The organism is Shewanella sp. W3-18-1 (assembly GCF_000015185.1).
Taxonomy (GTDB): Bacteria; Pseudomonadota; Gammaproteobacteria; order Enterobacterales; family Shewanellaceae; genus Shewanella; species Shewanella putrefaciens.
In genome coordinates this window covers 2,023,565-2,046,417 of sequence record NC_008750.1, presented here as the reverse complement: position 1 = coordinate 2,046,417, position 22,853 = coordinate 2,023,565, and the positions used below count along the sequence as shown (strand labels likewise).

The window sequence follows — 22,853 nt, the reverse complement described above, 5'->3', positions numbered from 1 at the left end:
GCGTGAACGAGCAACTCATTAATCGGACTATGGCGTTTGCAGGCATACTGCAAGCCATTGCCCAAGTTCAACATTTAGCGCGCCATGGCGAATTGGATAATGCCGAACTCGCGGCAAGCTTAAACACCATTCTCGTCACCAATCCTGACAATACGGCCGATGTTTACCCGGACAAAATCGTATTGCAAAAAGGCTATAAGCTGATCCTGAATCAGCTCGGTGACAGCAGCCAAAAAGATGTTGAAATTACCCGTTATTTAGTAGGCGTGCTTGCGCTTGAGCGTAAACTCGTGCGCTCTAACAGTGGCTTAGGCATGTTGGCTGAACGTATTAATCAAGTGAATCGCCAGCTACATCATTTTGCCATCACAGATGAGCAAGTCGTTGCCAATCTTGCCAGCATTTACAGTGACATCATCAGTAATTTAGGGCCCAAAATCCAAATATCGGGTAATCCCGTGTGTTTGCAGCGCCCTATCGTACAACATAAAATTCGTGCTCTGTTGCTTGCCGCTATACGCAGCGCAGTACTGTGGCGTCAGTTGGGCGGTAAACGTCGACACTTAGTCTTCGCCCGCAAAGCCATAGTCGATACAGCCAAGAAAAGTCTTACCCTATAATAAAATTAGCGTTCATCAAGGAGCTACACATGGATCTTTCCGCACTAACTGCTATCTCTCCGGTAGACGGCCGTTATGGTAGTAAAACCGCGTCATTGAGAGGGATTTTCAGCGAGTTCGGTCTTACCAAGTACCGTGTTCAGGTTGAAATCAATTGGTTAAAACTGTTAGCCGATTGCCCAGAAATCATCGAAGTACCACCGCTAAGCGAGTCAGCTATCGCCGTGCTCGATGGCATTAAAGACAATTTCAACGAACAAGATGCGCTGCGTGTTAAGGCTATCGAAAGCACCACTAACCACGATGTGAAAGCGGTTGAATACTTCATCAAAGAAAAAATCGCGGGCAATGCCGAATTAGCCGCTGTGGGTGAGTTTGTTCACTTTGCTTGTACTTCCGAAGATATCAACAACTTAAGCCATGGTTTAATGTTGACAGAAGCCCGTGAGCAAGTCTTACTGCCCTACTGCAACGAGTTGCTGACGGCAATTAAAAAGCTGGCGATTGAATATCGCTCTGTGCCATTAATGTCACGTACCCATGGCCAACCCGCGTCACCTTCGACGCTCGGTAAAGAAATGGCGAACGTCGCAGTGCGCCTTGAACGTCAAATCAAACAAATCGCCAATGTTGAAATCATGGGCAAACTGAACGGTGCCGTAGGTAACTACAATGCTCACCTGTCAGCCTATCCAGAAGTTAATTGGCATGAACTGTCTGAGCGTTTTGTAACAAGCCTTGGCCTTAACTGGAATGCCTACACGACGCAAATCGAGCCACACGATTACATTGCCGAATTGTTTGATGCGGTTGCCCGTTTCAACACTGTGCTGATTGACTTTGACCGTGATATTTGGGGTTACATCGCCCTAGGTCACTTCAAACAACGCACTATCGCCGGTGAAATCGGTTCATCGACTATGCCGCACAAAGTTAACCCCATCGATTTTGAAAATTCTGAAGGTAACTTAGGTATCGCTAACGCACTGATGCAACACTTAGCCTCTAAGCTACCAGTTTCAAGATGGCAACGTGACTTAACTGACTCGACTGTACTGCGTAACTTAGGTGTAGGTATTGCCCATGCATTGATCGCGTATCAAGCGACCTTAAAAGGCATCAGCAAGTTAGAAGTTAACGAAGCACATCTGCGTGATGAGTTAGATCACAACTGGGAAGTGTTAGCAGAACCCGTACAAACGGTAATGCGTCGTTATGGCATTGAAAAGCCATACGAAAAATTAAAAGAACTGACGCGCGGTAAACGTATCGACGCGCAGCAACTGTCAGTGTTTATTGACGGACTTGAATTACCAGACTCAGTGAAAGCTGAACTGAAGAAAATGACGCCAGCCAATTACATTGGTCGCGCCGAAACGTTTGTCGACGAACTGAAGTAAGTTATTAATTAAAATTGGCGATTAACTAATAGTAAGCTATTGACTGAAATTAGTTATTAACTGAAGTTGGCGACGGACAATACTCTTTCTTAAACAGAAATAAGGATTAAGGCGACCCACATCACCGCGATGTGGTCGCCTTTTTTAACACTATGTATACACTCAATCTCGATATAGCCCAGTTTCTTAATGAATACTGGCAAAAGAAACCCCTGTTGATCAAAAAAGCATTTCCGCAGTTTGAAGATCCAATCAGCGCCGACGAACTAGCAGGCCTTGCCTGTGAAGAAGAAATATCTTCACGCATCGTCGTCACCAAAGACAATGATTGGGAAGTAGTGCAAGGTCCGTTTGAAGATTACGACTGCTATGGCGAAACCCATTGGCAGTTATTAGTGCAAGCCGTCAACCATTGGTATCCTGATTCGCAGCCATTAGTTGAAGCGCTGCGCTTTTTACCTGACTGGCGCTTCGATGACTTGATGGCTTCATTTGCCACCCCAAGTGGCGGTGTCGGCCCGCACGTCGATAACTACGATGTGTTTATCATTCAAGGCGAAGGTGAACGCCGCTGGACTGTGGGTGACAATACCCCGCAACAGCGCCGCGGTGGCAATCCTAACTCGCCACTGGTTGAAGACTTCACACCCATTATCGATGTAGTGTTAGAAAAAGGCGACATGCTTTATATTCCACCTGGTTTCCCACATTGCGGCGAAACCCTAACTGTGGCAATGAGTTACTCGATTGGTTTCCGCGCTCCTAGCCAGCAAGAATTGGTCAGTGAAGTCGCCGATTATTTGCTCGACAATAACTTAGGTCAGCAGCGTTTCACCTCGCAAACTGAGCCGAGTTCAGCCGGTATCGTCAGCCAAGATCATCAAGTGGGCATAATGTCACTATTGAGTCAGTTGAGCCAAGATCCCAATAGCTACCAAATCGTGTTAGGTAAGTTGCTCAGTCAAAACCGTTTCGAGCTTGATTTGTGTGAAGGCGAAGAAGCTTACAACATAGAAGATTTGCAAGATGCCTTCGCCCAAGGTGCTGGCGTCAGCCGTATCGGCGGTTTGAAAGTATTGCGCCTTGAAAATGACGCCACGCCGCGATTATTCATCAATGGTGATGTACACGAACTGCCCCAAACACCAGCGGATGTTATCGCACAGTTGAGCGATAACGTCAGCTTAAACGCCGATGAAGCGACTGAAATATGTCAGCATGAAGAAGTCCAAGCCTTACTGTTGAAACTCATCAATCAAGGTTTCTATTACTTGAGCGACAGCGAAGAATAGGCCCTATCGACTTTGTTCGATAACCTTGTTCTTAATATAAAGCCTAAATAAAACATCAACATAAAAAAGGCACTCAATTGAGTGCCTTTTTATTATTTATACCGTTATTTTGAGCAATCAACATAATTGACTGTATTAACTCAATACTATCTGAATACAATCCTCAGCTCATTTGAGTTTAAGCATTCCACAGTTTATCGTCGTTGTGCATACGATATAAACTCTCGGCACGCGATACTAATAGTTGAGCAAATTTAGCCTGAGTGGCATCACGGGTTGCCCCCGAACGCACTAAGTTTTCCGCCTGCATTTGCCACATCATAGAGAAATGACGCACGGCATCACGGGCCGTCGCCGCCACTTTGACATCGACAAAATCCGACGGTAAATCCCCTGACATCACCCAATAGGTTTTGTTGCTTGGACGCTTTGATTCCATCTTCCAAATCGCCATATAAGGCGCAAGATAACGGCTTTCATCGGCGAGGACTTTGCTTGGTATCACGCCTTTTTCAGCGAGAAAACGATTGGCTTTTTGAAATTGAGTTCTGACCCACTCTTGACGTAGCTTTTCTATTTCTTCAGCTGATAAATTTTGTTGAGTCTGGTCGACAGCTTGTTCAGTCATACTTCCATCCTATCTTATTGTTATAACGCGAGCCTGATTCTTGGGATCAGTGCGCGATTCATTCTATTCGTTACGTTAAATTCAGTACAATCCATTTTTAATCGCAAAGCTTACGTTTACGTAAAGTGGAAAGCTAAATTGCCACAAATATTGTATTTATTCGGCCATTATCCATGGTTGAGAGTATCGCTAAATGCTATGGTTCTGCAATAAATATAACAAGCAGTCGATAGAGGCTCACCTCATCGGCTTTTTCATTGTGTATAGCGGAGAAATTCACGTGGCTGTATTTAATCATGTATCCTTTGACGAACATGAACAGGTTGTATTCTGTCATGATAAAGAAAGTGGCTTAAAGGCCATTGTCGCCATCCATAACACCAATCTAGGCCCTGCCGTAGGTGGATGTCGGATGTGGAACTACCAATCGGATGATGAAGCCCTGACGGACGTATTACGCCTTTCTCGTGGCATGACTTACAAAAACGCCCTCGCTGGTTTAACCATGGGCGGTGGGAAATCAGTGATCATTGCCGATCCTAAAAGACAGGATCGCGAAGCGCTGTTCCGCGCTTTTGGCCGTTTTATCAATAGTCTAGGTGGCCGCTACTATTCAGCAGAAGATGTTGGTACTACTACGGCTGATATTATGATCGCCCATGAAGAAACCCCTTATATGGCGGGCCTTGAAGGCAAAAGTGGCGATCCATCGCCCTTCACAGCCCTTGGCACTTATTTAGGCATTAAAGCCGCAGTAAAACATAAATTCGGTTTAGACAGCCTGAAAGGCCTTAAAATCGCCGTTCAAGGCGTAGGTCACGTAGGCTACTATCTATGTAAACATTTACATGGCGAAGGCGCAGAGCTGATTGTTACTGACATTCATCAAGCCTCGTTAGACAGAGTTGCCACCGATTTTGGCGCAATAGTTGTGGCGCCTCAAGAAATCTACTCACAAGATGTGGATGTGTACTCCCCTTGTGCCCTTGGCGCAACCTTAAACGATGCGACCTTACCGCAACTGAAGGCGAAAATTGTCGCAGGTTGTGCCAACAACCAATTAGCCGAAGTACGCCACGGTGAACAACTCAAAGAAATGGGCATACTGTACGCGCCAGACTATGTGATCAACGCAGGCGGTATTATTAACGTGTCATTCGAAAAAGATTACGACGCAGCAAAATCGACCGCTAAAGTAGAAGAAATTTACAACACGCTGCTGAAAATATTCAGCCAAGCCGATGCGCAGAACCGTACAACTGGCGCTGTAGCTGATGAAATGGCTAAAGCCATTATCGAAGCCGCTAAGCAGTAATTGTTCTGCACGTCTAACACTGAAAAAGCGACCATTGGTCGCTTTTTTGTTACCTAAAATTTAATCTACCCCTAAGCTCATGGTTTAGCCGCGCTTTTAATTTCGACACAGAATATTCATTAAATCATGCTGGAAAACGTCATATTTGTTTGCTTGAATTAGTCTATCAGGTCCCAGCACAGGATAGCGCTATGATCCGTTTCAAGTATGATCTCAACCAAGATGTGGTAGAACTGCAAGCCAGCAATTGGAGTGGTTTAGAGCGGGTCTTCGTTAATGGCCAAATGGTGTCGCACAAGCTTAACTTTAAGCCTCAAAGTGAGCATACCATTCAGCTTAAAGACGGCGCACCTTGCAAGTTTGAACTGCTTATCGATCCCCAAACCGACGAACTCATGTGCCGAATTTATAAGCAACATAGACTCGTCGCTAGCCTAAAACAAGGCAAAGAAAATTTATTAGCCAGCCGCCGTTATTTACAGCACTCAGTGATAGCCGTCAGCCTGCTTTGCGTCTTTGCACTTTACTTGAATTAATCAAACCAGTTTCATCCCGCAAAGTGAGGCATAGTGGGTGGGATTAAACTGGGAAAATGATTTAGATAACCACATACAGATAGAAGTAAAAACAGCTAAACCACAGTTTTCCTCCATACCCATTAGATTCAAAGCTTCAAGCCAAGCGGTTGATTTTATTCAATAGTAAAATGAATAGCTGTTGTTCATCTTCACTTAAATTTGACAGGAATTTTTCATTAACCCGCTCAGCTTCGCAGATAAGATCTTGCTCTAATGCTTTGGCTTCATCGGTCAAAAAGATTTGAAAAGCACGCCGATTATCGACTTCTTGATGGCGAGTAATAAGACCTTGCACCTGCAACTGATCGAGTAAGCGCGTCATAGTGTAATTTGCCACATCGCAACGCTTAGACAATTCAGTTTGGCTTATACCCTCTTCTTGCCATAAAGCAAACAGCACAGGCCACAGTTTTATATCGAGTTGATATCGCTTAAGATGCAGATCAAGCTCATTTTGCAGCTCGATATTTAAGTGGGATACAAGATAGCCTAAGCTTTCATGACGATTCAAACAGCACCTCCTACCACAAAGGTTTAACGCGTTTTCACTTTCTCTATGCGCCATCATAGGAACCCAGAGTTAGTTTTAATACTACCACTTAACCCATAATAAACTAGCTAAGACCACAGCAAATGATGCGATTAATCTACGAGTTCATTCCTCATCTAGATCAGATAAATTGAATTCATTCACAAAATTATAGTAACAGGCCCGACCTAATTTGCCCCATAAACCGCGCTCAAGCGGCAAATAAACACTGTCATCGGTGAGCTTCATCTGTTTTATATCGACTTTGTGATGCTGTGTTTCAATACTGGTTTTCACATTGAGCAGCGAATGGGGTTGCGCTCGCTCGAAATCGACAATCAGTAAGGGGGCATCTTCAACCCGCACTCGCACCTTCTCCACTGGGGTAATTAAGAAATACTCATCATCGATGCAATGCAAAATACTGGCGAACAACTTAGCAAACTTTGCTGGTAGCGATGTGCCTAGATAGGTCCAATCACCCAAGGCGTTAATGTCAAACAATGGGACTTCACTGCACAATGGCGCAACCGAGGTTAGCCTACTATCGGCGGCGAATTGTTTGAGCGTGTGTTGAATACTGTCAGTCATCTTGTCCATCTAAGCCTCCGTCATCCATAAAAAACCAGCCTTGCGGCCTGTCTCTTGATCACAAGTCCTGTTCAAGAGACAGAGCAAGTTCGTAACCCTCAAGGATTGCTTGCAATTTGAGCCATCCTTCCCAGAGCGTCTTTACTGATGCTCTTCCATTTCTTTTACTGTCTTTCCAACCACCAAGCCTTGCCAGGTGCTCATATGCCCATTTTGCAGTGGGTACTTCCTCTGGAGGTGGCGTCTTTATTCTTTTAAGCCAAAGTAACTTCCACGCTCTTGGTGACAAGATTTTCTCACTGCTAATGTCTTTGATTTGCTCATTGGCAAATTTCAATTGGAAGATCCTTACCGCTAAAAAGGCATAAATAGTCGCTAATCTATCTAAGTTATCTTTGCTCTGTACTCGAAGGTCTTCAACTCCGGTCCCTTCACTTTTCCAGACCTTATGATACTCCTCAATCAGCCAGCGCTTCTCGTAATAACCGATAATTTTTAAAGCATCTTCGGCACTGTTTACTGGCTCATTGGTCAGAATATGCCAATTGAGCGTCTTCTCTTCATCACCGACTTCGGAGCAACCCACATAGTTCAGAGAAATGGGGGAGCCTTTTTTGTTAGCCGGGGTTTTTAACGTTACTGCCGCATATTTAACATCCAGCGTGACTTCTCGAGCTTTACGACCGCCCCTTTGAGCTATCTGGATTTGGCGTTGTTTCACACTGTTAAGCTCTGATGCAAAATGATAAAGCTTATCTGAACCTTCTTCTATATGACGACTCATCATTGACCGCACAACAAAACGTTGTTGGTTCGCTATCTTGTAAAGGAGATAATCGTAGATGTCGGCTTCACGATCACAAACCGATATCACGTTAGCCATCGCGGTTCCTAGACGTGCAGCCATATTACGTGATGCACTTTCCCATTTATAACCTTCTTTTTCTTCGTAAGGTCGTTTTAAATTCTCACGGCGGATACCTCGAGTCTTGATGTCTCTGGTCCATCTGTGTTGTTCAATCAATCCAACAACGTCAAGAGTTTCAGGAGCAAACAACAAAATACTATGGGCAAGCAGACCTCGATAACGATTACCTTGGTTGACATGTCCTAAGTCCGCTCGAATAGAGCGATGCTTGTAGCTTAAGGTGGTTGTATCTTCAATAGCGAGAAGGAGGGGGTAACGGTGGGCTTGATTGACTGTCGCACGAAAACCGGCTTCAGCAATATCGTCTGCTGATACATTATCGTTTCGAATAAACCGGTAAGCGCCCTCCATACTTGCTGGTGAAGGTGACGATTTTACTACCGACTTACCGGGATGCTGAGCTAAGTCTGACGCCATTTTTACGAGCCTAGCCGTTCTTCTTGGGTCACCAAGTTTAGCATGACCAAATTGTTCTTCAGCCCAATCATTATTGCCTTTTATCATCTCAGGGAGCCTCAATTAAAGCCGTTAAAGATCTGATCGTGAGCCAAGAATTTAGTTCAAAAAAAATCCCTCATATCATATGAGGGACTTCTGTATAAAAGACAGGCCTTGCGGCTGGCTTTAGTGTGACATTCAACACTTGGATATACCAGTGAGGATAATTACGGCCTTGCTGGTCAATTTAAGTAATAAGGACCATTACGCGTTTACTAACTCAAGTAAGGCCTCAAGTGGATGCTTTGGCTTGTAACCGGCAAAACGTTTTACCTGGCTACGGCACGAATAGCCAGACACTAACACTTGCGGCTGTGCTATCTTAGCGAGGGTTTGCTGCCAAGACATATCGAACAAGGCCTTAGAGCGCTCGAGGTTTTCCGCCTCATGGCCATAGGTTCCCGCCATACCACAACAACCTAAATTGACTGTATTTAATTTCGCACCGAAATGGGCAAAGATTTTAGTCCACTCATTAGCGGTATTTGGCTTGGCCGTCGATTCGGTACAATGACTAAACCAAGTATATTGCTTATCTTGCACAGCTTTTGCAGGTAAATCTTTGATGACATTCAGTAGCCATTCGTTGGCTAACTTGACCTCAAAATTACCGCGATTAGCCCCTAAGACTTCACGGTATTCATCGCGATAACATAAGACTAAAGCAGGATCGATGCCTACCATGGGCATGCCAAGCTTATGGACTTGGTTCAGAAAGTCCGCACTCGACTGCGCCGTTTTAGCAAACTTATCTAAAAATCCCTTGATATGCGTTGGCTTACCATTGGGTTTAAAGGGTAATAACACAGGTTTTAAACCCAGTTTTTCAATTAACTGAATAAAGCGATAAACAAGACCGGAATCATAGAAACTGTTGAAGGGATCTTGCACCACTAACACAAACTGCGAACGCTTCTCTTCTGGAATCGCTTGCAACGCAGCTAAGTCGTAACCGCGGCTTAGATGCCCATCGAGCCTTTGCTTCAAGGTCGGCACAGATAACGCAGGCGCATCCACATAACCAATCGCCTTTTTAATCACCCATTGGCTCAATGGATTTTGCGCAGCAAAGTTAGTCAGACGCGGCGCAGAAGCCATTAATGGCAAGCTATCTTCAATCCCTGCGACAAGATAGTCTTTTACAGGCCTTAAATAGCGTTGATAGTAAATATTGAAGAACTGCGCCCTAAACTTGGGCACATCCACTTTGACCGGACATTGCCCTGAGCAGGCTTTACAGGCCAAACAGCCCTTGAGCGATTCCATCACCTCATGGGAATAATCATAATCACGTTTGGCATTAATGGTATTTTGTATGCGCTGCAATATACCAAAGGGTTTCGCTTTAGCGAGTGCATTCACATCCACTCCTTCAGCCTCTAATAATCTTAACCATTCACGCATAAGACCTGCGCGCCCCTTGGGCGACTGCACTCTGTCACCTGTGACCTTAAATGAGGGGCACATGGGTGAATAGCTACTGTAATTAAAACACAGGCCATTACCGTTACAGTTCATTACATCAGGAAATGCATCACGCACTTCAACGGGAATTTGTCGATCAAACTTACCGCGCTTAACACTGTCGACATCATAATAGAGGGCACCAGTATCTTTAGGTGCCACCAGCTTACCGGGGTTTAATCGGTTGTCAGGGTCGAACAAGCCTTTGATATCTTGCAGCACACCCAAAAGTTCATCGCCAAAGACTGCTGGACCGTATTCACCGCGCACGCCTTTACCGTGTTCACCCCACATTAGGCCGCCGTATTTAAGCGTCAGTGCCGCGACTTGATCAGAAATGACTCGCAGTAACTTTTCATCTTCAACATCACACATATCAAGTGCAGGTCGCACATGGAGCACACCCGCGTCCACATGGCCAAACATACCGTATTGCAAATTATGCCCGTCGAGTAACGCGCGAAACTCCATAATATAATCGGCAAGTTTTTCGGGCGGTACCGCGGTATCTTCTGCAAAGGCGATGGGCTTACGGCGTCCTTTAGTGGCGCCGAGTAAGCCAACGGCTTTTTTACGCATGCCGTAAATTTTTTCAATACTCGGCTTATCTTGCGTCACTTGGTAACCCAATACACCGCATTCGCCTTTGCTGATCTGCTCAGAGAGTACCGCTTCAAGACTGGCGAGCTTTTGCTCAACTTCGACCGTGTCACCTGCAAACTCGACCATATTGAGACCATCAATCACTTTACCTGGCACTTCTTGGATAAGATCAGCCACCGAATGCCAGACAATATCTTCACGGGCTAAGTTAAGCACTTTTGAATCGACAGTTTCAACCACAGTCGCGCGCGCAGCGACTAAGGACGGCGCATGACGCAGCGCCGATTGGAAAGAATCGTACTTAATATTTACCATAGCGCGCTCGGTCGGCAATGGCGTGATATTGAGTTTGGCTTCGGTTATCACCGCAAGTGTGCCCTCTGAGCCCGTCAGAATTCGTGATAAATCGAATTGCGTTAGGCCATCGTTCCACACATGTTTTAAGTCATAACCCGTGAGAAAACGGTTGAGCTTAGGAAATTGGTTTTCGATAAGTGTTCGCTTTTCTCGACAAACCTTTGCAATGGCCGAAATCAGCTTTTGCCCCAGCGGATTATCACTGACGTTATCGGGATTACACAAAAGCCCTGCATCCAATGGCTGGGTATCCAACACACTGCCATCAATCAACACACTTCGTAATGCCAGTACGTGATCTGATGTCTTACCATAGACGAGTGAACCAGCACCCGAGGCATCAGTGTTGATCATACCGCCAATCGTGGCACGATTTGAGGTGGATAAATCGGGACTAAAAAAATAACCGTGTGGGCGCAATGCATCATTAAGTGCATCTTTAATCACGCCAGCCTCAACTCGAACCCAACCTTGCTCAGCATTTACTTCGAGCACACGATTCATATAACGCGACACATCCAAAATCAGACCATGGGTCAATGACTGACCATTCGTACCTGTACCACCACCTCGAGCGCTAAAACTGACACCTCGGAATGCTTCTTTAGCCGCCAGCGTTAACGCAATTTGGATATCCTGCTGATTTTTAGGATAAAGAACTGCCTGGGGTAAAAATTGATAGACGGAGTTATCCGTAGCTTGCACTAAGCGCGCACTGTAGCGCTTATCGATATCACCGGCATAGGCACTTTGTTCTAAAGCATCAAGATATGCCAGATAGACAGGTTCTAAGGTTTGTTGATGTGATAGCAGGGGTAGCATGAGCGGCTCAGTCAATTATTGTTATGCCGTCATTATAAACAAAAAAAAGCCGCTAAAAAGCGGCTTTTTTTATATGTTTACAAAATTATAACGAAGATCACCCGTGAGCTTCAGCTAAATATAGCCATGTATCAATTACGGTGTCAGGATTAAGTGACACAGTATCAATGCCCTGCTCCACTAACCAACCAGCAAAATCAGCATGATCTGATGGGCCTTGACCGCATATACCAATATAAGCACCTTTCGCTTTAGCTGCTTTAATCGCCATCGATAATAATATCTTAACAGCTTGATCACGCTCATCGAACAGGTGGCTAATAATGCCTGAGTCACGATCTAAACCGAGCGTTAGCTGAGTTAAATCGTTTGAGCCGATAGAGAAGCCATCGAAGTGTTCAAGGAATTGATCTGCTAACAAGGCGTTTGAAGGTACTTCACACATCATAATGACGCGTAAACCGTCTTTACCACGCTCTAAACCTTGCTCAGCCAATAGACCTACAACTTGCTCAGCTTCTTTCACAGTGCGAACGAATGGGATCATAACTTCAACGTTTTTCAGTCCCATGTCATTACGGACACGTTTGATCGCTTCACACTCTAGGGCAAAACAATCACGGAAAGATTCAGAGATATAACGGCTTGCACCGCGGAAGCCCAACATTGGGTTTTCTTCTTCTGGCTCGTATCTGTCACCGCCAACTAAGTTTGCGTACTCGTTAGACTTAAAGTCTGACATACGCACGATCACCTTCTTCGGATAGAAAGCTGAACCGATAGAGGCGATACCTTCAACCAAACGAGCAATGTAGAATTCAACAGGTGATTCATAACCTGCGATCATCTCGTTGATTTCTTCCTGAAGCGCTGCATCTTGTTGGTTAAACTCAAGCAGTGCTTTGGGGTGAATACCAATCATACGGTTGATAATGAACTCTAAACGCGCTAGACCCACACCTTCGTTTGGCAAACGGGCAAAATCAAATGCACGATCAGGATTACCCACGTTCATCATAATCTTCATTGGTAAGGCTGGCAGTGAGTCAACGCGGTTTGAAATCACTTCAAACTCTTGTTTACCTTCGTAAATAAAGCCAGTATCACCTTCTGCGCAAGACACTGTCACTAACTGGCCATTTTTGATACGGTCAGTCACGTCACCACAACCTACTACCGCTGGTACACCTAGTTCACGGGCAATAATCGCCGCATGACAGGTACGACCGCCACGGTTAGTGACGATGGCGCTGGCGCGCTTCATGATAGGTTCCCAATCAGGGTCGGTCATGTCAGTCACTAACACATCGCCAGGTTGGATTTGATCCATATCGGCGATAGAGGTTAATACCTTAGCCACACCTGAACCCACTTTATGACCAATAGCACGACCTTCAGAGATCACCGCGCCACGGCTCTTTAAGTGATAACGCTCAATCAGTTGCACATCTTCACGGCTACGAACCGTTTCAGGACGCGCTTGCACGATATACAGTTTGCCATCGTTACCGTCTTTCGCCCACTCGATGTCCATTGGACGACCGTAGTGTTTTTCGATAACCATGGCTTGTTTAGCCAGTTCCATCACTTCAGCATCATTGATGGAGAATTGACGACGTTTATCGGCAGCAACGTCCTCAATTTTGACTTGTTTGCCGTGAGCAGCATCATCGGAATACACCATCTGGATGAGCTTGCTACCGATATTACGGCGAACAACGGCTTTATGGCCTTGGGATAAAATCGGCTTGTGAACATAGAATTCGTCAGGGTTCACCGCACCTTGAACGACCATTTCACCCAGACCGAAAGAGGAAGTGATAAAGACGACATCGTTGTTGCCAGATTCAGTGTCCATAGTGAACATCACGCCTGACGCCGCTTTGTCTGAACGAACCATGCGTTGTACGCCGGCAGACAGAGCAACACCGTGGTGTTCGTAACCTTGGTGAACACGGTAAGAAATCGCACGGTCGTTAAAGAGTGACGCGAACACGTGCTTGATAGCCACGAGAACGGAGTCAAATCCTTTCACGTTTAAGAAGGTTTCTTGCTGACCAGCAAAAGAGGCATCTGGCATGTCTTCTGCGGTGGCAGAAGAACGTACTGCAAATGACGCATCGCTAGTTTCAGCGGCAAGTTTATCGTAAGCTTCACGAATGGCTTGCTCTAAAGCTGGTTGGAATGGGGTGTCAATCACCCATTGTCTGATCTGTGCACCTACTTTTGCCAGTGCATTGACATCATCTACATCCAATGTGGCTAGGATGTCATAAATCTTCTGGTTTACTCCACTTTGTTCAAGGAACTCATTGAACGCATAAGAAGTAGTCGCAAATCCGCCAGGTACTTGAACACCGGCATTAGCTAGATTGCTGATCATCTCGCCAAGAGAAGCATTTTTACCGCCAACTAAGTTGACGTCACCCATGCCTAATTCCTGATACCAGAGTACGTATTGCTGCACAGTTCTATCTCCGCAAGTTTATTTCAGTGGCCCCTTCACACGAGGGCAACGGCATTTTACACTCCTGCCGAAGAAGCGTAAATCTATAATTTTATTTGTAATTTTATTACTACAAGAGGTCAGTATGGCACCAAAAGTATTCTACATCTCCGACGGGACAGCGATCACAGCTGAAGTTTTTGGACATGCAGTTCTCTCGCAATTTCCATTAGAATTTGAGTCACTTACAATTCCATTCGTAGAAACTTTGGCAAAGGCAGAACAAGTTAAGCGACAAATAAATGATTGTTTTATTACAACAGGTGAACGGCCATTAGTCTTCCATTCCATCGTAAAAGCTGAAATTCGCGACATTATTTATTCGAGCGAGGGCGTTGATTATGATTTTTTAAATACCTTTGTGGCCCCACTCGAACAACATTTAGGTGTTTCAGCTTCACCTGTTGTACACAGAACCCATGGCAAAGCAAATCACGGCTATGAAGCACGTATCGATGCGATCAATTTCGCCATGGATAATGACGATGGCCAAACCATGAAACATATGGATCAAGCGGATTTAATTTTGCTGGGGGTTTCTCGCTGCGGTAAAACCCCGTCTAGCTTATATTTATCGATGCAATTTGGTATTAAAGCGGCAAACTACCCTTTCACTGAAGATGATATGGATAATCTCAAATTACCTGAAGCCCTTAAACGTAATAAGAAAAAACTCTTTGGTTTAACCATTGATCCTGTACGTTTGCATGAAATTCGCCAGAGTCGAATGGAAAATAGCCGTTATTCATCACTCAAGCAGTGCCGCTTAGAAGTTAAAGAAGTGGAAATGATGTTTAAACGCGAACGTATTCCTTATATAGACACGACTAATCATTCTGTGGAAGAAATAGCCACAAAAATATTAGATGTCACAGGCCTTGAACGGCATATGTTCTAGGGCTGTAAAGCCAAATACCGTGAGATAAACCGAGTGAATTTAGTTTAAATGAATCTAGCTTAAATCAAATTCATTGCACAGTTGCCGAGAATTAACGCAATTGCCACTGTGCAACTCGGTTCGATTCGTTATAATCCGAGGCAATCTGGCGAAAAGCGCCGCCTGCAAGCTCGGTATTTTGAATGACCATTAAAACTGACGAATTACGTACAACCTTATTAGCTAAAGTCATCTCACCTGCACAACTGGCATCTGAGTATCCCTTAACTCAAGATGCAGCCGATTACCTTATCCAACAACGTCGTGAAGTTGAAGCGATTATCACAGGCGAGGATCAACGTCTGCTCGTGATCATTGGCCCATGTTCAATCCATGATACAAAAGCAGCGCTTGAATACGCCCACCGTTTAGCCGCTTTGCATCAAGAGTTGAAAGACGATTTGTGTATTCTAATGCGCGTGTATTTTGAAAAACCCCGCACAATTGTAGGCTGGAAAGGACTCATTTCAGATCCTGATCTTGATGGCACTTTTGAGCCCAACAAAGGGTTGCGTATTGCACGCCAATTATTACAACAAATCACAGAACTGAAATTACCCATAGCCACCGAGTTTTTAGATATGGTGAACGGCCAATATATAGCCGATTTAATCACTTGGGGCGCCATTGGCGCACGCACCACCGAAAGCCAAGTCCACCGTGAAATGGCTTCTGCCCTATCTTGCCCAGTAGGATTTAAAAATGGTACCGACGGCAATATCAATATTGCCGTTGATGCTGTGCGCGCTGCTAAAGTGCCCCATATCTTCTATTCACCAGACAAAGATGGCGCCATGTCTGTATACCGTACCCACGGTAATCCGTTTGGACATATCATTCTTCGCGGCGGTAAAAAACCTAATTATCACGCTCAAGATATTGAAGAAGCACGTTTAAAGCTAGAGTCAGTAGATGTCACTCCGCGTATGGTCGTGGATTTTAGCCACGGAAACAGTGAAAAAAATCATCTCAAGCAGTTAATTGTAGCGGAGTCGATCATGGCACAAATGCGCGCGGGCAGTACCGCTATCGCGGGTATCATGGCCGAAAGTTTCTTACAAGAAGGCAATCAAAAAGTGGTTGACGGCCAAGCCCTATGTTACGGCAAAAGTATCACTGACGCCTGCTTACACTGGGATGACTCTGAAAAGCTATTACGGGATCTCGCCAATGCTTCTCGGGAAAGACGTGAATTGCTAATGCGAGATGGACAATAAATCACTAAACAGTTTCAACACAAAGCTTCCTTCGGGGAGCTTTTTTATTAAATAGCAGAATCTCTATTATTATAACCTCAGTGGTTTCTATGATTCAGGGATAAAACTCTCTATAATTTTGCCTCTTTAAAAACGCATAACCTCAGGTTGCCGTATGCCCAATTCTCCCGATGCTGCTAGTCCAAGTTTCCCCGATGATATCGCACACAGAATTAATCAATCCGAAGCCCGTGTCATTAAGGCCGTTTTTCCTTCCATCACCAACCATCACAATACCTTATTTGGTGGTGAAGCATTAGCATGGATGGATGAAACTGCCTTTATTGCGGCCACCCGCTTCTGCCGAAAAGCACTCGTCACAGTAAGCTCAGACAGAATTGATTTTAAAAAGCCGATCCCCGCTGGCACGCTAGCGGAACTTATCGCCCGAGTGATCCATGTGGGGAATACCTCGTTAAAAGTCGAGGTAAACATCTTCGTTGAAGATATGTACCATGATCATCGAGAGCATGCTATTCGAGGAGTATTCACCTTTGTTGCGGTAGACGAACAACGAAATCCCACACAAGTTTGGACCAAAGAATAATATTTAAGCAGTAACCTAGCGTACTTGAGCCGCGAAAATAAGCACTGTTTCACACTCAAGTACGCGACATTTTTCGCGCCAGAATCTCTAGACTCCATTATAACAACCAGAAACATATAAAAATTTTGTCGCAGTTCTTGCATAAAGCAATAGGATCCCTGATTACTTTTCTGTTACATTGGATTTAATCTTCACGCGCCACATAGATAATCAAAAAAGCCATGAAGCAAGAAAACTTAAATATTATTATCGCAGACGATCATCCATTGTTCAGAAATGCACTACGTCAAGCATTGACCAGTGCCTTTGAGCAAGCCAAATGGTATGAAGCCGACAGTGCCGAAGCCTTACAAACGGTTTTGGATACACATGATGTAAGCTACGACTTGGTTTTACTCGACTTACAAATGCCCGGCTCACACGGCTATTCGACATTGATCCATTTACGTTCTCACTATCCTGAGCTTCCCGTTGTGGTGATTTCTGCCCATGAGGATATCAATACAATTAGCCGAGCAATCCATTACGGCAGCAGTGGGTTTATTCCTAAATCTGCATCGATGGAAACGCTAAAAGAAGCGCTGAGTGCCGTATTGTTTGGGGATATTTGGTTACCTGCTGGTGCTGAAATCATTCCCATTGAAGATGATGATATCGATAAAATGGCAAGTAAACTGTCGGATCTGACTCCACAGCAATATAAAGTGCTGCAAATGTTTGCCGAAGGTTTACTCAATAAACAAATCGCCTATGACTTAGGTGTATCTGAAGCGACCATTAAGGCCCATGCCACCGCTATCTTCAGAAAATTAGGCGTTCGTAACCGCACTCAAGCGGTTATTGCTCTAGCCCAGTTAGAAATGGATAAAGTCGATTTATCTTAATGTTTAAATCCATTTAAGAATCGTATCCATAAAAATGCCGCTGATATCAGCGGCATTTTTTACATCTCCAAAAGAGAAAATATCAACGCATTGGTAGATTTTTATCAGCAAACATTTCATCGATAAGCTGCTGATCGCGCAGAGCAACCGCTTTCTCAACCACATCGCGAGTCAAATGTGGCGCAAAGTGCTGAATAAAGTCATACATATAACTACGTAAGAAGCTCCCCTTTCTAAAACCTATTTTCGTTGTACTATGAGCAAATAAATGGCCCGCATCAATGGCAACTAAGTCTTTATCAATATTAGGATCAATAGCCATAGACGCTATCACTCCAACGCCTAACCCTAATCGCACATAAGTTTTCAGCACATCAGCACTGGTGGCGCTAAAAACCACTCGCGGCTCTAAATTGGCACGGTTAAATGCCTTTTCTATTTCTGAAGCACGGTCAAAACCAAATACATAGGTGACTAAAGGATACCGTGCTAGGTCTTCAATCGTCATTTTTTGAGTACGCGTAGCCAAAGGATGCTCTTTTGGCACGACTACTGAACGATTCCAATGGTAACAAGGCAACATAATCAGATCGGAATACAAGTGCATCGCTTCTGTTGCTATCGCAAAATCCGCATCGCCTCGTGCAGCTTGCTCACTTATTTGTGATGGTGTCCCTTGATGCATATGCAAGTTCACTTTGGGGTAACGATCAATAAACTGGCGAATAATCGTTGGCAATGCATAACGGGCCTGAGTATCTGTCGTCGCAATATTTAACTCACCTTGATCCGGCTTAGTATATTCTTCAGACACTTTTTTAATGCTTTCTACTTTGCCTAAAATGTCGTTAGCGATATTAATTACCTGCTGCCCTGCGGGGGTAACATGGGTTAAATGCTTACCACTACGACCAAAAATTTGGATCCCTAACTCATCCTCCAGCATCCGAACTTGTTTACTGATCCCAGGTTGAGATGTGTACAAATTTTCAGCGGTTGCCGACACGTTGAGATTGTGTTTTACGACCTCAGCAATATACCTGAGCTGTTGCAGTTTCATTTTATATCCTTGTCTCAAATACGCTGAATATTGTTGAACACTGAGCACCTAAATCACACTCAGCTATAATGAATTGTTATAGTATATAGTAAAAATTAAAGCAAATAGGAATATAGAACATAACCCTGAAGATTCATACGACAGAAATGATAACCTAGGCTAAGATAACTATGCTAGTTTATTGATTTATTGTAGCATTAGCTCAATTGGATAAATAATGGAACATCTATGACATTCACCTTTGTTCTGATCCTCATCGGTGCACTTTTACTGCTTGTTATCGGAATTAACGTTATACAACAACAAAAAGAGCGCGCTGAGGCGGAGCGCCGCATTGAATTTGCCCGTCAAAGGGCCATTATTGATGAAACAGAAACGGTACTATCCAATACAGGGATGATACCTTGCAGTACACACATCATTCTGGTGCTGTACCGCCGAGTGCAAGATGCATTAGAGATCGCAACTACCCTAAGCGCAAACCAGCAACAGGGGGATTATCAACGCCGCCTTGCCGATCTCAAAAACCAAATTGCAACATTGCAATCTAACACACCTCAAGTCCCTCCCATTGAGAATTTTAGATTGCCCGATAATGACAAACAAATTTTAGCGCTAGTGCAAACCTTAAAGAAATTAAAAGCCATTTTACGCGCGGAACACAATAAGGGAAGAGTCGATCCGAGTGTATTTGCCCAAGAAGAAAATCGCATTGATAGCTTACAACTTAGGATCAATGTTGACTCTATGTTGTCCCGCGCTCGGGCAGCAAGCTTTATGAAGCAATATGGGTCTTCCAAACAAATGGTCACTAAAGCCTTAGCAACATTACACGCTATTAAAGCTCAAACCCCTAATGATCCATTTATTGGTCGTAAAGTTGATGAAGCAAAGCTCTTGCTAGATGAGATTATGGGCGCACAAAAACAATCAGAGCCAAGCTCACCAAAACCTAAAAACGAAGAAGACGATATTGATATGTTATTTCAGCCGAAAAAGAAGTGGTAACATTGCCTTCAGCGTTTATGTTCAACACATCACTTACGACAAATTAATAAAAACAAAAAGGCCAAGCTTCAATAGCTTGGCCTTTTTTACAACTCGATAAGCTCACGCAACCATTAAATTTTAGCTAATCAAGCATACTCACACGACACAACTTGCAAATATGCTTTATCTAAAAAATTAATCAATTACGCTTTTTTACTTTTTTTAGCCGTTGACTCACTCACCCACTTACCATTGATGTAATGCGCAGACCAGCCTGTCGCTTTACCGTCAACTTCAGTAGCAACGTATTGCTCTTTTGTTTTACGGCTAAATTTCACAGCAGCCTTATTGCCCTCGTCATCACAGATTGGCGCATCTGCAAGGTACTGGTACTTAGGCCACAGCAATTCACGGTATTTCACCAATTCTTCCACTAATGGCGCTCTCGTTTCCCGTGATTTAGGGAAAGTACTGGCCGCTAAGAAGATACCTGCGGCACCATCACGTAAGACAAAATGCGCGTCAGATTTGCTGCATTTGAGCTCTGGTAAGTAAATGGGATCTTCTTTTGGCGGCGCTGCCTCACCATTTTTCAGTAATTTACGAGTATTTTTACATTCTTCGTTAGTACAGCCAAAATATTTACCAAAACGACCATTCTTTAATTCCATATCATGGCCACAGCGATCACACTCAATCAATGGGCCTTCATAACCTTTGATCTTAAATTGGCCTTCTTCAACCTCATAACCTTCACAAATCGGATTGTTACCGCAAACGTGTAACTTACGCTTCTCATCGATCAGGTAACTGTCCATTGCCGTGCCGCAAATACCACAGCGGTGCTTCGCACGCAATGCATCTGTTTCAGCATCTTCACTGTTTTCGCTAATCGCCTCAACACCAGGCGTTAAGTTCATCGTCGTCTTACAGCGTTCTTTGGGGGGCAACTCATAACCAGAGCAACCAAGGAAAACACCAGTTGTACCAGTACGGATCCCCATAGGACGACCACAAGTTGGGCACTTGATATCCGTCATCACCATTTGGTTAAGACGCATGCCACCTTCTTCAGGATCACGCTCCGCTTTTTCTAATTGCTTAGTAAAGTCAGCATAGAAACCATCAAGCACTTTTTTCCAATCTAATTCGCCGCGAGCCACATCATCTAATGTTTGCTCCATGCTGGCGGTAAAGTCATAACTCATTAAATCAGCAAAACTACTGACTAATCGTTCACTGACAATTTCACCCATTTTTTCGGCATAGAAACGACGATTCTCGACTTTTACATAACCACGATCTTGAATCGTTGAAATGATGGTTGCATAGGTTGATGGGCGGCCAATGCCACGTTTTTCTAATTCTTTAACTAAAGAAGCTTCACTGTATCGTGCTGGCGGCTTAGTAAAATGTTGTTTAGGCTGTAACTCTTTCAACGCTAATACATCGCCCTGTGACACAAATGGCAATGTATTATCTTCTTCATTTTTCTTCTTGAGCACGGTTTGTACCCGTGTCCAACCATCAAAACGCAGCGTTCGTCCCGTGGCTTTTAATTCGTAATCGCCCGCTTTCACCGTTAATTTGGTTGCATCATATTGTGCTGGTGTCATCTGACAAGAAACAAACTGACGCCAAATAAGCTCATACAAACGCTGAGCGTCACGCTCCATATCGGTTAGATCTGTGGCCTCTACGTGGACATTTGATGGACGAATCGCCTCATGAGCCTCTTGTGCCCCTTCCTTTGAACCATAACGAATAGGTTCTGCAGGTAGATATTTGGCACCAAATGCTTTACCAATCATATCACGCACACTTTCGAGTGCTTCTTGGCTCAAATTGGTTGAGTCAGTACGCATATAAGTGATATGGCCTGCTTCATAAAGTCGCTGAGCCATCATCATGGTTTTCTTAACACCAAACCCTAAACGGGTACTCGCAGCCTGCTGCAAAGTTGAGGTGATAAAAGGGGCTGAAGGTTTACTTTGTGTCGCTTTATCTTCGCGGGAAATGACTTTAAAGCTCGCTGAAGATAAAGCCTGCACGGCAGCTAATGCTTGTTGCTCATTGATGGGTTCAAAAGCTGAATCTAAATGCTTAACCACTTCCATCCGCAGCGATTCTTCTGCGGGTGTAGTTAACTGGGCATGTACATCCCAAAATTCTTCTGGCACAAAGGCTTTGATTTCACTTTCTCGCTCAACCACTAAGCGAACTGCGACGGATTGGACTCTACCCGCTGACAAGCCTCGCGCCACCTTTTTCCATAAGAGTGGTGACACCATAAAGCCCACCACACGGTCTAAAAAGCGACGGGCTTGTTGGGCATTAACCATGTTAGTGTCGAGTGTCGACGGTTTGCTAAAAGCATCTTGAATCGCAGACTTAGTAATTTCGTTAAAAACAACACGTTGATACCGTGAAGGATCACCACCAATCACCTCTTGCAAATGCCAAGCGATAGCTTCTCCCTCACGGTCTAAGTCGGTTGCGAGATAGATTTGGTCAGCAGAATCGGCAAGTGCCTGTAACTCTTTAACGACCTTTTCTTTACCTGGCAAAATTTGGTACTTAGCCGCCCAGCCCTTTTCAGGGTTAACGCCCATGCGAGACACCAGCGCTTGCTGATCCTTCACCTTTTTATATTGAGCTTTTTCTTCTGGCGACATCTTCTTAACTTCGGCAGCGGATTTAACCTTTTCATTGCCTTCTGAAGTCGATGATGTCGGCAGATCTCGGATGTGACCTACGCTCGATTTAACGATGAATTCTTTGCCAAGATATTTATTAATAGTCTTAGCTTTGGCCGGCGATTCGACAATAACTAGCGATTTACCCATAGTTTAATTTGCGCCAAAAATCTCAAGAAGGTGGAAATTGGCACCATATATAGAGGGTTGTACTCTTAGTTTCAAGTTAATCCCTCTTTTATATGTACCAGCGAGTCACTTTTTAATCAAAGTTGAAAAAATGTAAAAATATAATATGCGTAATTAAAAACTAATATTTCATTATTTGCCAGCAAGCAAGAAATAGTTATGC

18 protein-coding genes are annotated in these 22,853 nt (G+C 44.3%); 10 read left to right on the top strand and 8 right to left on the bottom strand.

All coding sequences use genetic code 11. From position 1 onward, the window contains the following. Positions 1 to 2 precede the first annotated feature (2 nt). The 3 genes from hflD (at position 3) to SPUTW3181_RS09250 (ending at position 3,312) form a co-directional block, all read left to right on the top strand. Entirely contained in the window at positions 3 to 620 is a 618-nt protein-coding gene (gene hflD, locus SPUTW3181_RS09260) for a high frequency lysogenization protein HflD (RefSeq protein ID WP_011789109.1), read from the top strand. A 29-nt stretch (positions 621 to 649) separates the two neighbouring features. Continuing rightward, positions 650 to 2,020: an adenylosuccinate lyase gene (purB, locus tag SPUTW3181_RS09255; RefSeq protein ID WP_011789108.1), complete on the top strand. Its 1,371-nt coding sequence runs from the start codon at positions 650 to 652 to the stop codon at positions 2,018 to 2,020. Between the two features lie 152 nt (positions 2,021 to 2,172). Beyond that, the gene (locus SPUTW3181_RS09250) at positions 2,173 to 3,312 is read left to right on the top strand and encodes a cupin domain-containing protein (RefSeq protein ID WP_011789107.1); all 1,140 of its coding nucleotides are present in this window, start codon (positions 2,173 to 2,175) and stop codon (positions 3,310 to 3,312) included. A gap of 178 nt (positions 3,313 to 3,490) precedes the next feature. On the opposite strand, the gene SPUTW3181_RS09245 is transcribed toward SPUTW3181_RS09250, so the two are convergent. After that, on the bottom strand, positions 3,491 to 3,940 hold the full coding sequence (locus SPUTW3181_RS09245) for a DUF4826 family protein (protein WP_011789106.1): 450 nt from the start codon (positions 3,938 to 3,940) through the stop codon (positions 3,491 to 3,493). A gap of 280 nt (positions 3,941 to 4,220) precedes the next feature. Between SPUTW3181_RS09245 and SPUTW3181_RS09240 the strand changes: the two genes are divergently transcribed. Further along, complete coding sequence (locus SPUTW3181_RS09240; RefSeq protein ID WP_011789105.1) at positions 4,221 to 5,255, top strand: Glu/Leu/Phe/Val dehydrogenase dimerization domain-containing protein; 1,035 nt, start codon at positions 4,221 to 4,223, stop codon at positions 5,253 to 5,255. A 191-nt stretch (positions 5,256 to 5,446) separates the two neighbouring features. Further along, positions 5,447 to 5,791 (top strand): hypothetical protein, encoded by a 345-nt coding sequence (locus tag SPUTW3181_RS09235; RefSeq protein WP_011789104.1) that lies wholly within the window; start codon positions 5,447 to 5,449, stop codon positions 5,789 to 5,791. 136 nt (positions 5,792 to 5,927) lie between these two features. Here SPUTW3181_RS09235 and SPUTW3181_RS09230 read toward each other — a convergent pair whose 3' ends face one another. From SPUTW3181_RS09230 to ppsA, 5 genes are all read right to left on the bottom strand, one after another. Continuing rightward, positions 5,928 to 6,344: a MarR family winged helix-turn-helix transcriptional regulator gene (locus tag SPUTW3181_RS09230; protein WP_014610720.1), complete on the bottom strand. Its 417-nt coding sequence runs from the start codon at positions 6,342 to 6,344 to the stop codon at positions 5,928 to 5,930. 144 nt (positions 6,345 to 6,488) lie between these two features. Next, positions 6,489 to 6,962, bottom strand: a complete 474-nt coding sequence (locus SPUTW3181_RS09225; protein WP_011789102.1) for a DUF1285 domain-containing protein — start codon at positions 6,960 to 6,962, stop codon at positions 6,489 to 6,491. A gap of 49 nt (positions 6,963 to 7,011) precedes the next feature. Next, entirely contained in the window at positions 7,012 to 8,385 is a 1,374-nt protein-coding gene (locus SPUTW3181_RS09220) for an IS4-like element ISSpu9 family transposase (protein ID WP_011789101.1), read from the bottom strand. Between the two features lie 198 nt (positions 8,386 to 8,583). Beyond that, positions 8,584 to 11,625, bottom strand: coding sequence for an FAD-binding and (Fe-S)-binding domain-containing protein (locus tag SPUTW3181_RS09215; RefSeq protein ID WP_011789100.1), 3,042 nt, complete (start codon positions 11,623 to 11,625; stop codon positions 8,584 to 8,586). Positions 11,626 to 11,722: 97 nt separating this feature from the next. Further along, the gene (ppsA, locus tag SPUTW3181_RS09210; protein WP_011789099.1) at positions 11,723 to 14,092 is read right to left on the bottom strand and encodes a phosphoenolpyruvate synthase; all 2,370 of its coding nucleotides are present in this window, start codon (positions 14,090 to 14,092) and stop codon (positions 11,723 to 11,725) included. 124 nt (positions 14,093 to 14,216) lie between these two features. On the opposite strand from ppsA, the gene SPUTW3181_RS09205 reads away from it, so the two are divergent. From SPUTW3181_RS09205 to SPUTW3181_RS09190, 4 genes are all read left to right on the top strand, one after another. Next, on the top strand, positions 14,217 to 15,029 hold the full coding sequence (locus SPUTW3181_RS09205) for a pyruvate, water dikinase regulatory protein (protein WP_011789098.1): 813 nt from the start codon (positions 14,217 to 14,219) through the stop codon (positions 15,027 to 15,029). Positions 15,030 to 15,211: 182 nt separating this feature from the next. Next, the gene (locus tag SPUTW3181_RS09200; protein WP_011789097.1) at positions 15,212 to 16,285 is read left to right on the top strand and encodes a 3-deoxy-7-phosphoheptulonate synthase; all 1,074 of its coding nucleotides are present in this window, start codon (positions 15,212 to 15,214) and stop codon (positions 16,283 to 16,285) included. 154 nt (positions 16,286 to 16,439) lie between these two features. Next, positions 16,440 to 16,871, top strand: coding sequence for an acyl-CoA thioesterase (locus tag SPUTW3181_RS09195; protein WP_011789096.1), 432 nt, complete (start codon positions 16,440 to 16,442; stop codon positions 16,869 to 16,871). Between the two features lie 221 nt (positions 16,872 to 17,092). Beyond that, positions 17,093 to 17,755 (top strand): response regulator transcription factor, encoded by a 663-nt coding sequence (locus SPUTW3181_RS09190; protein WP_011789095.1) that lies wholly within the window; start codon positions 17,093 to 17,095, stop codon positions 17,753 to 17,755. 82 nt (positions 17,756 to 17,837) lie between these two features. Here SPUTW3181_RS09190 and cysB read toward each other — a convergent pair whose 3' ends face one another. Next, entirely contained in the window at positions 17,838 to 18,815 is a 978-nt protein-coding gene (cysB, locus tag SPUTW3181_RS09185) for an HTH-type transcriptional regulator CysB (protein WP_011789094.1), read from the bottom strand. Between the two features lie 228 nt (positions 18,816 to 19,043). On the opposite strand from cysB, the gene zomB reads away from it, so the two are divergent. Further along, positions 19,044 to 19,823 (top strand): flagellar motor control protein ZomB, encoded by a 780-nt coding sequence (zomB, locus tag SPUTW3181_RS09180; RefSeq protein ID WP_011789093.1) that lies wholly within the window; start codon positions 19,044 to 19,046, stop codon positions 19,821 to 19,823. 185 nt (positions 19,824 to 20,008) lie between these two features. Here zomB and topA read toward each other — a convergent pair whose 3' ends face one another. Next, on the bottom strand, positions 20,009 to 22,651 hold the full coding sequence (gene topA / locus SPUTW3181_RS09175) for a type I DNA topoisomerase (RefSeq protein ID WP_011789092.1): 2,643 nt from the start codon (positions 22,649 to 22,651) through the stop codon (positions 20,009 to 20,011). Positions 22,652 to 22,853: the final 202 nt, after the last annotated feature.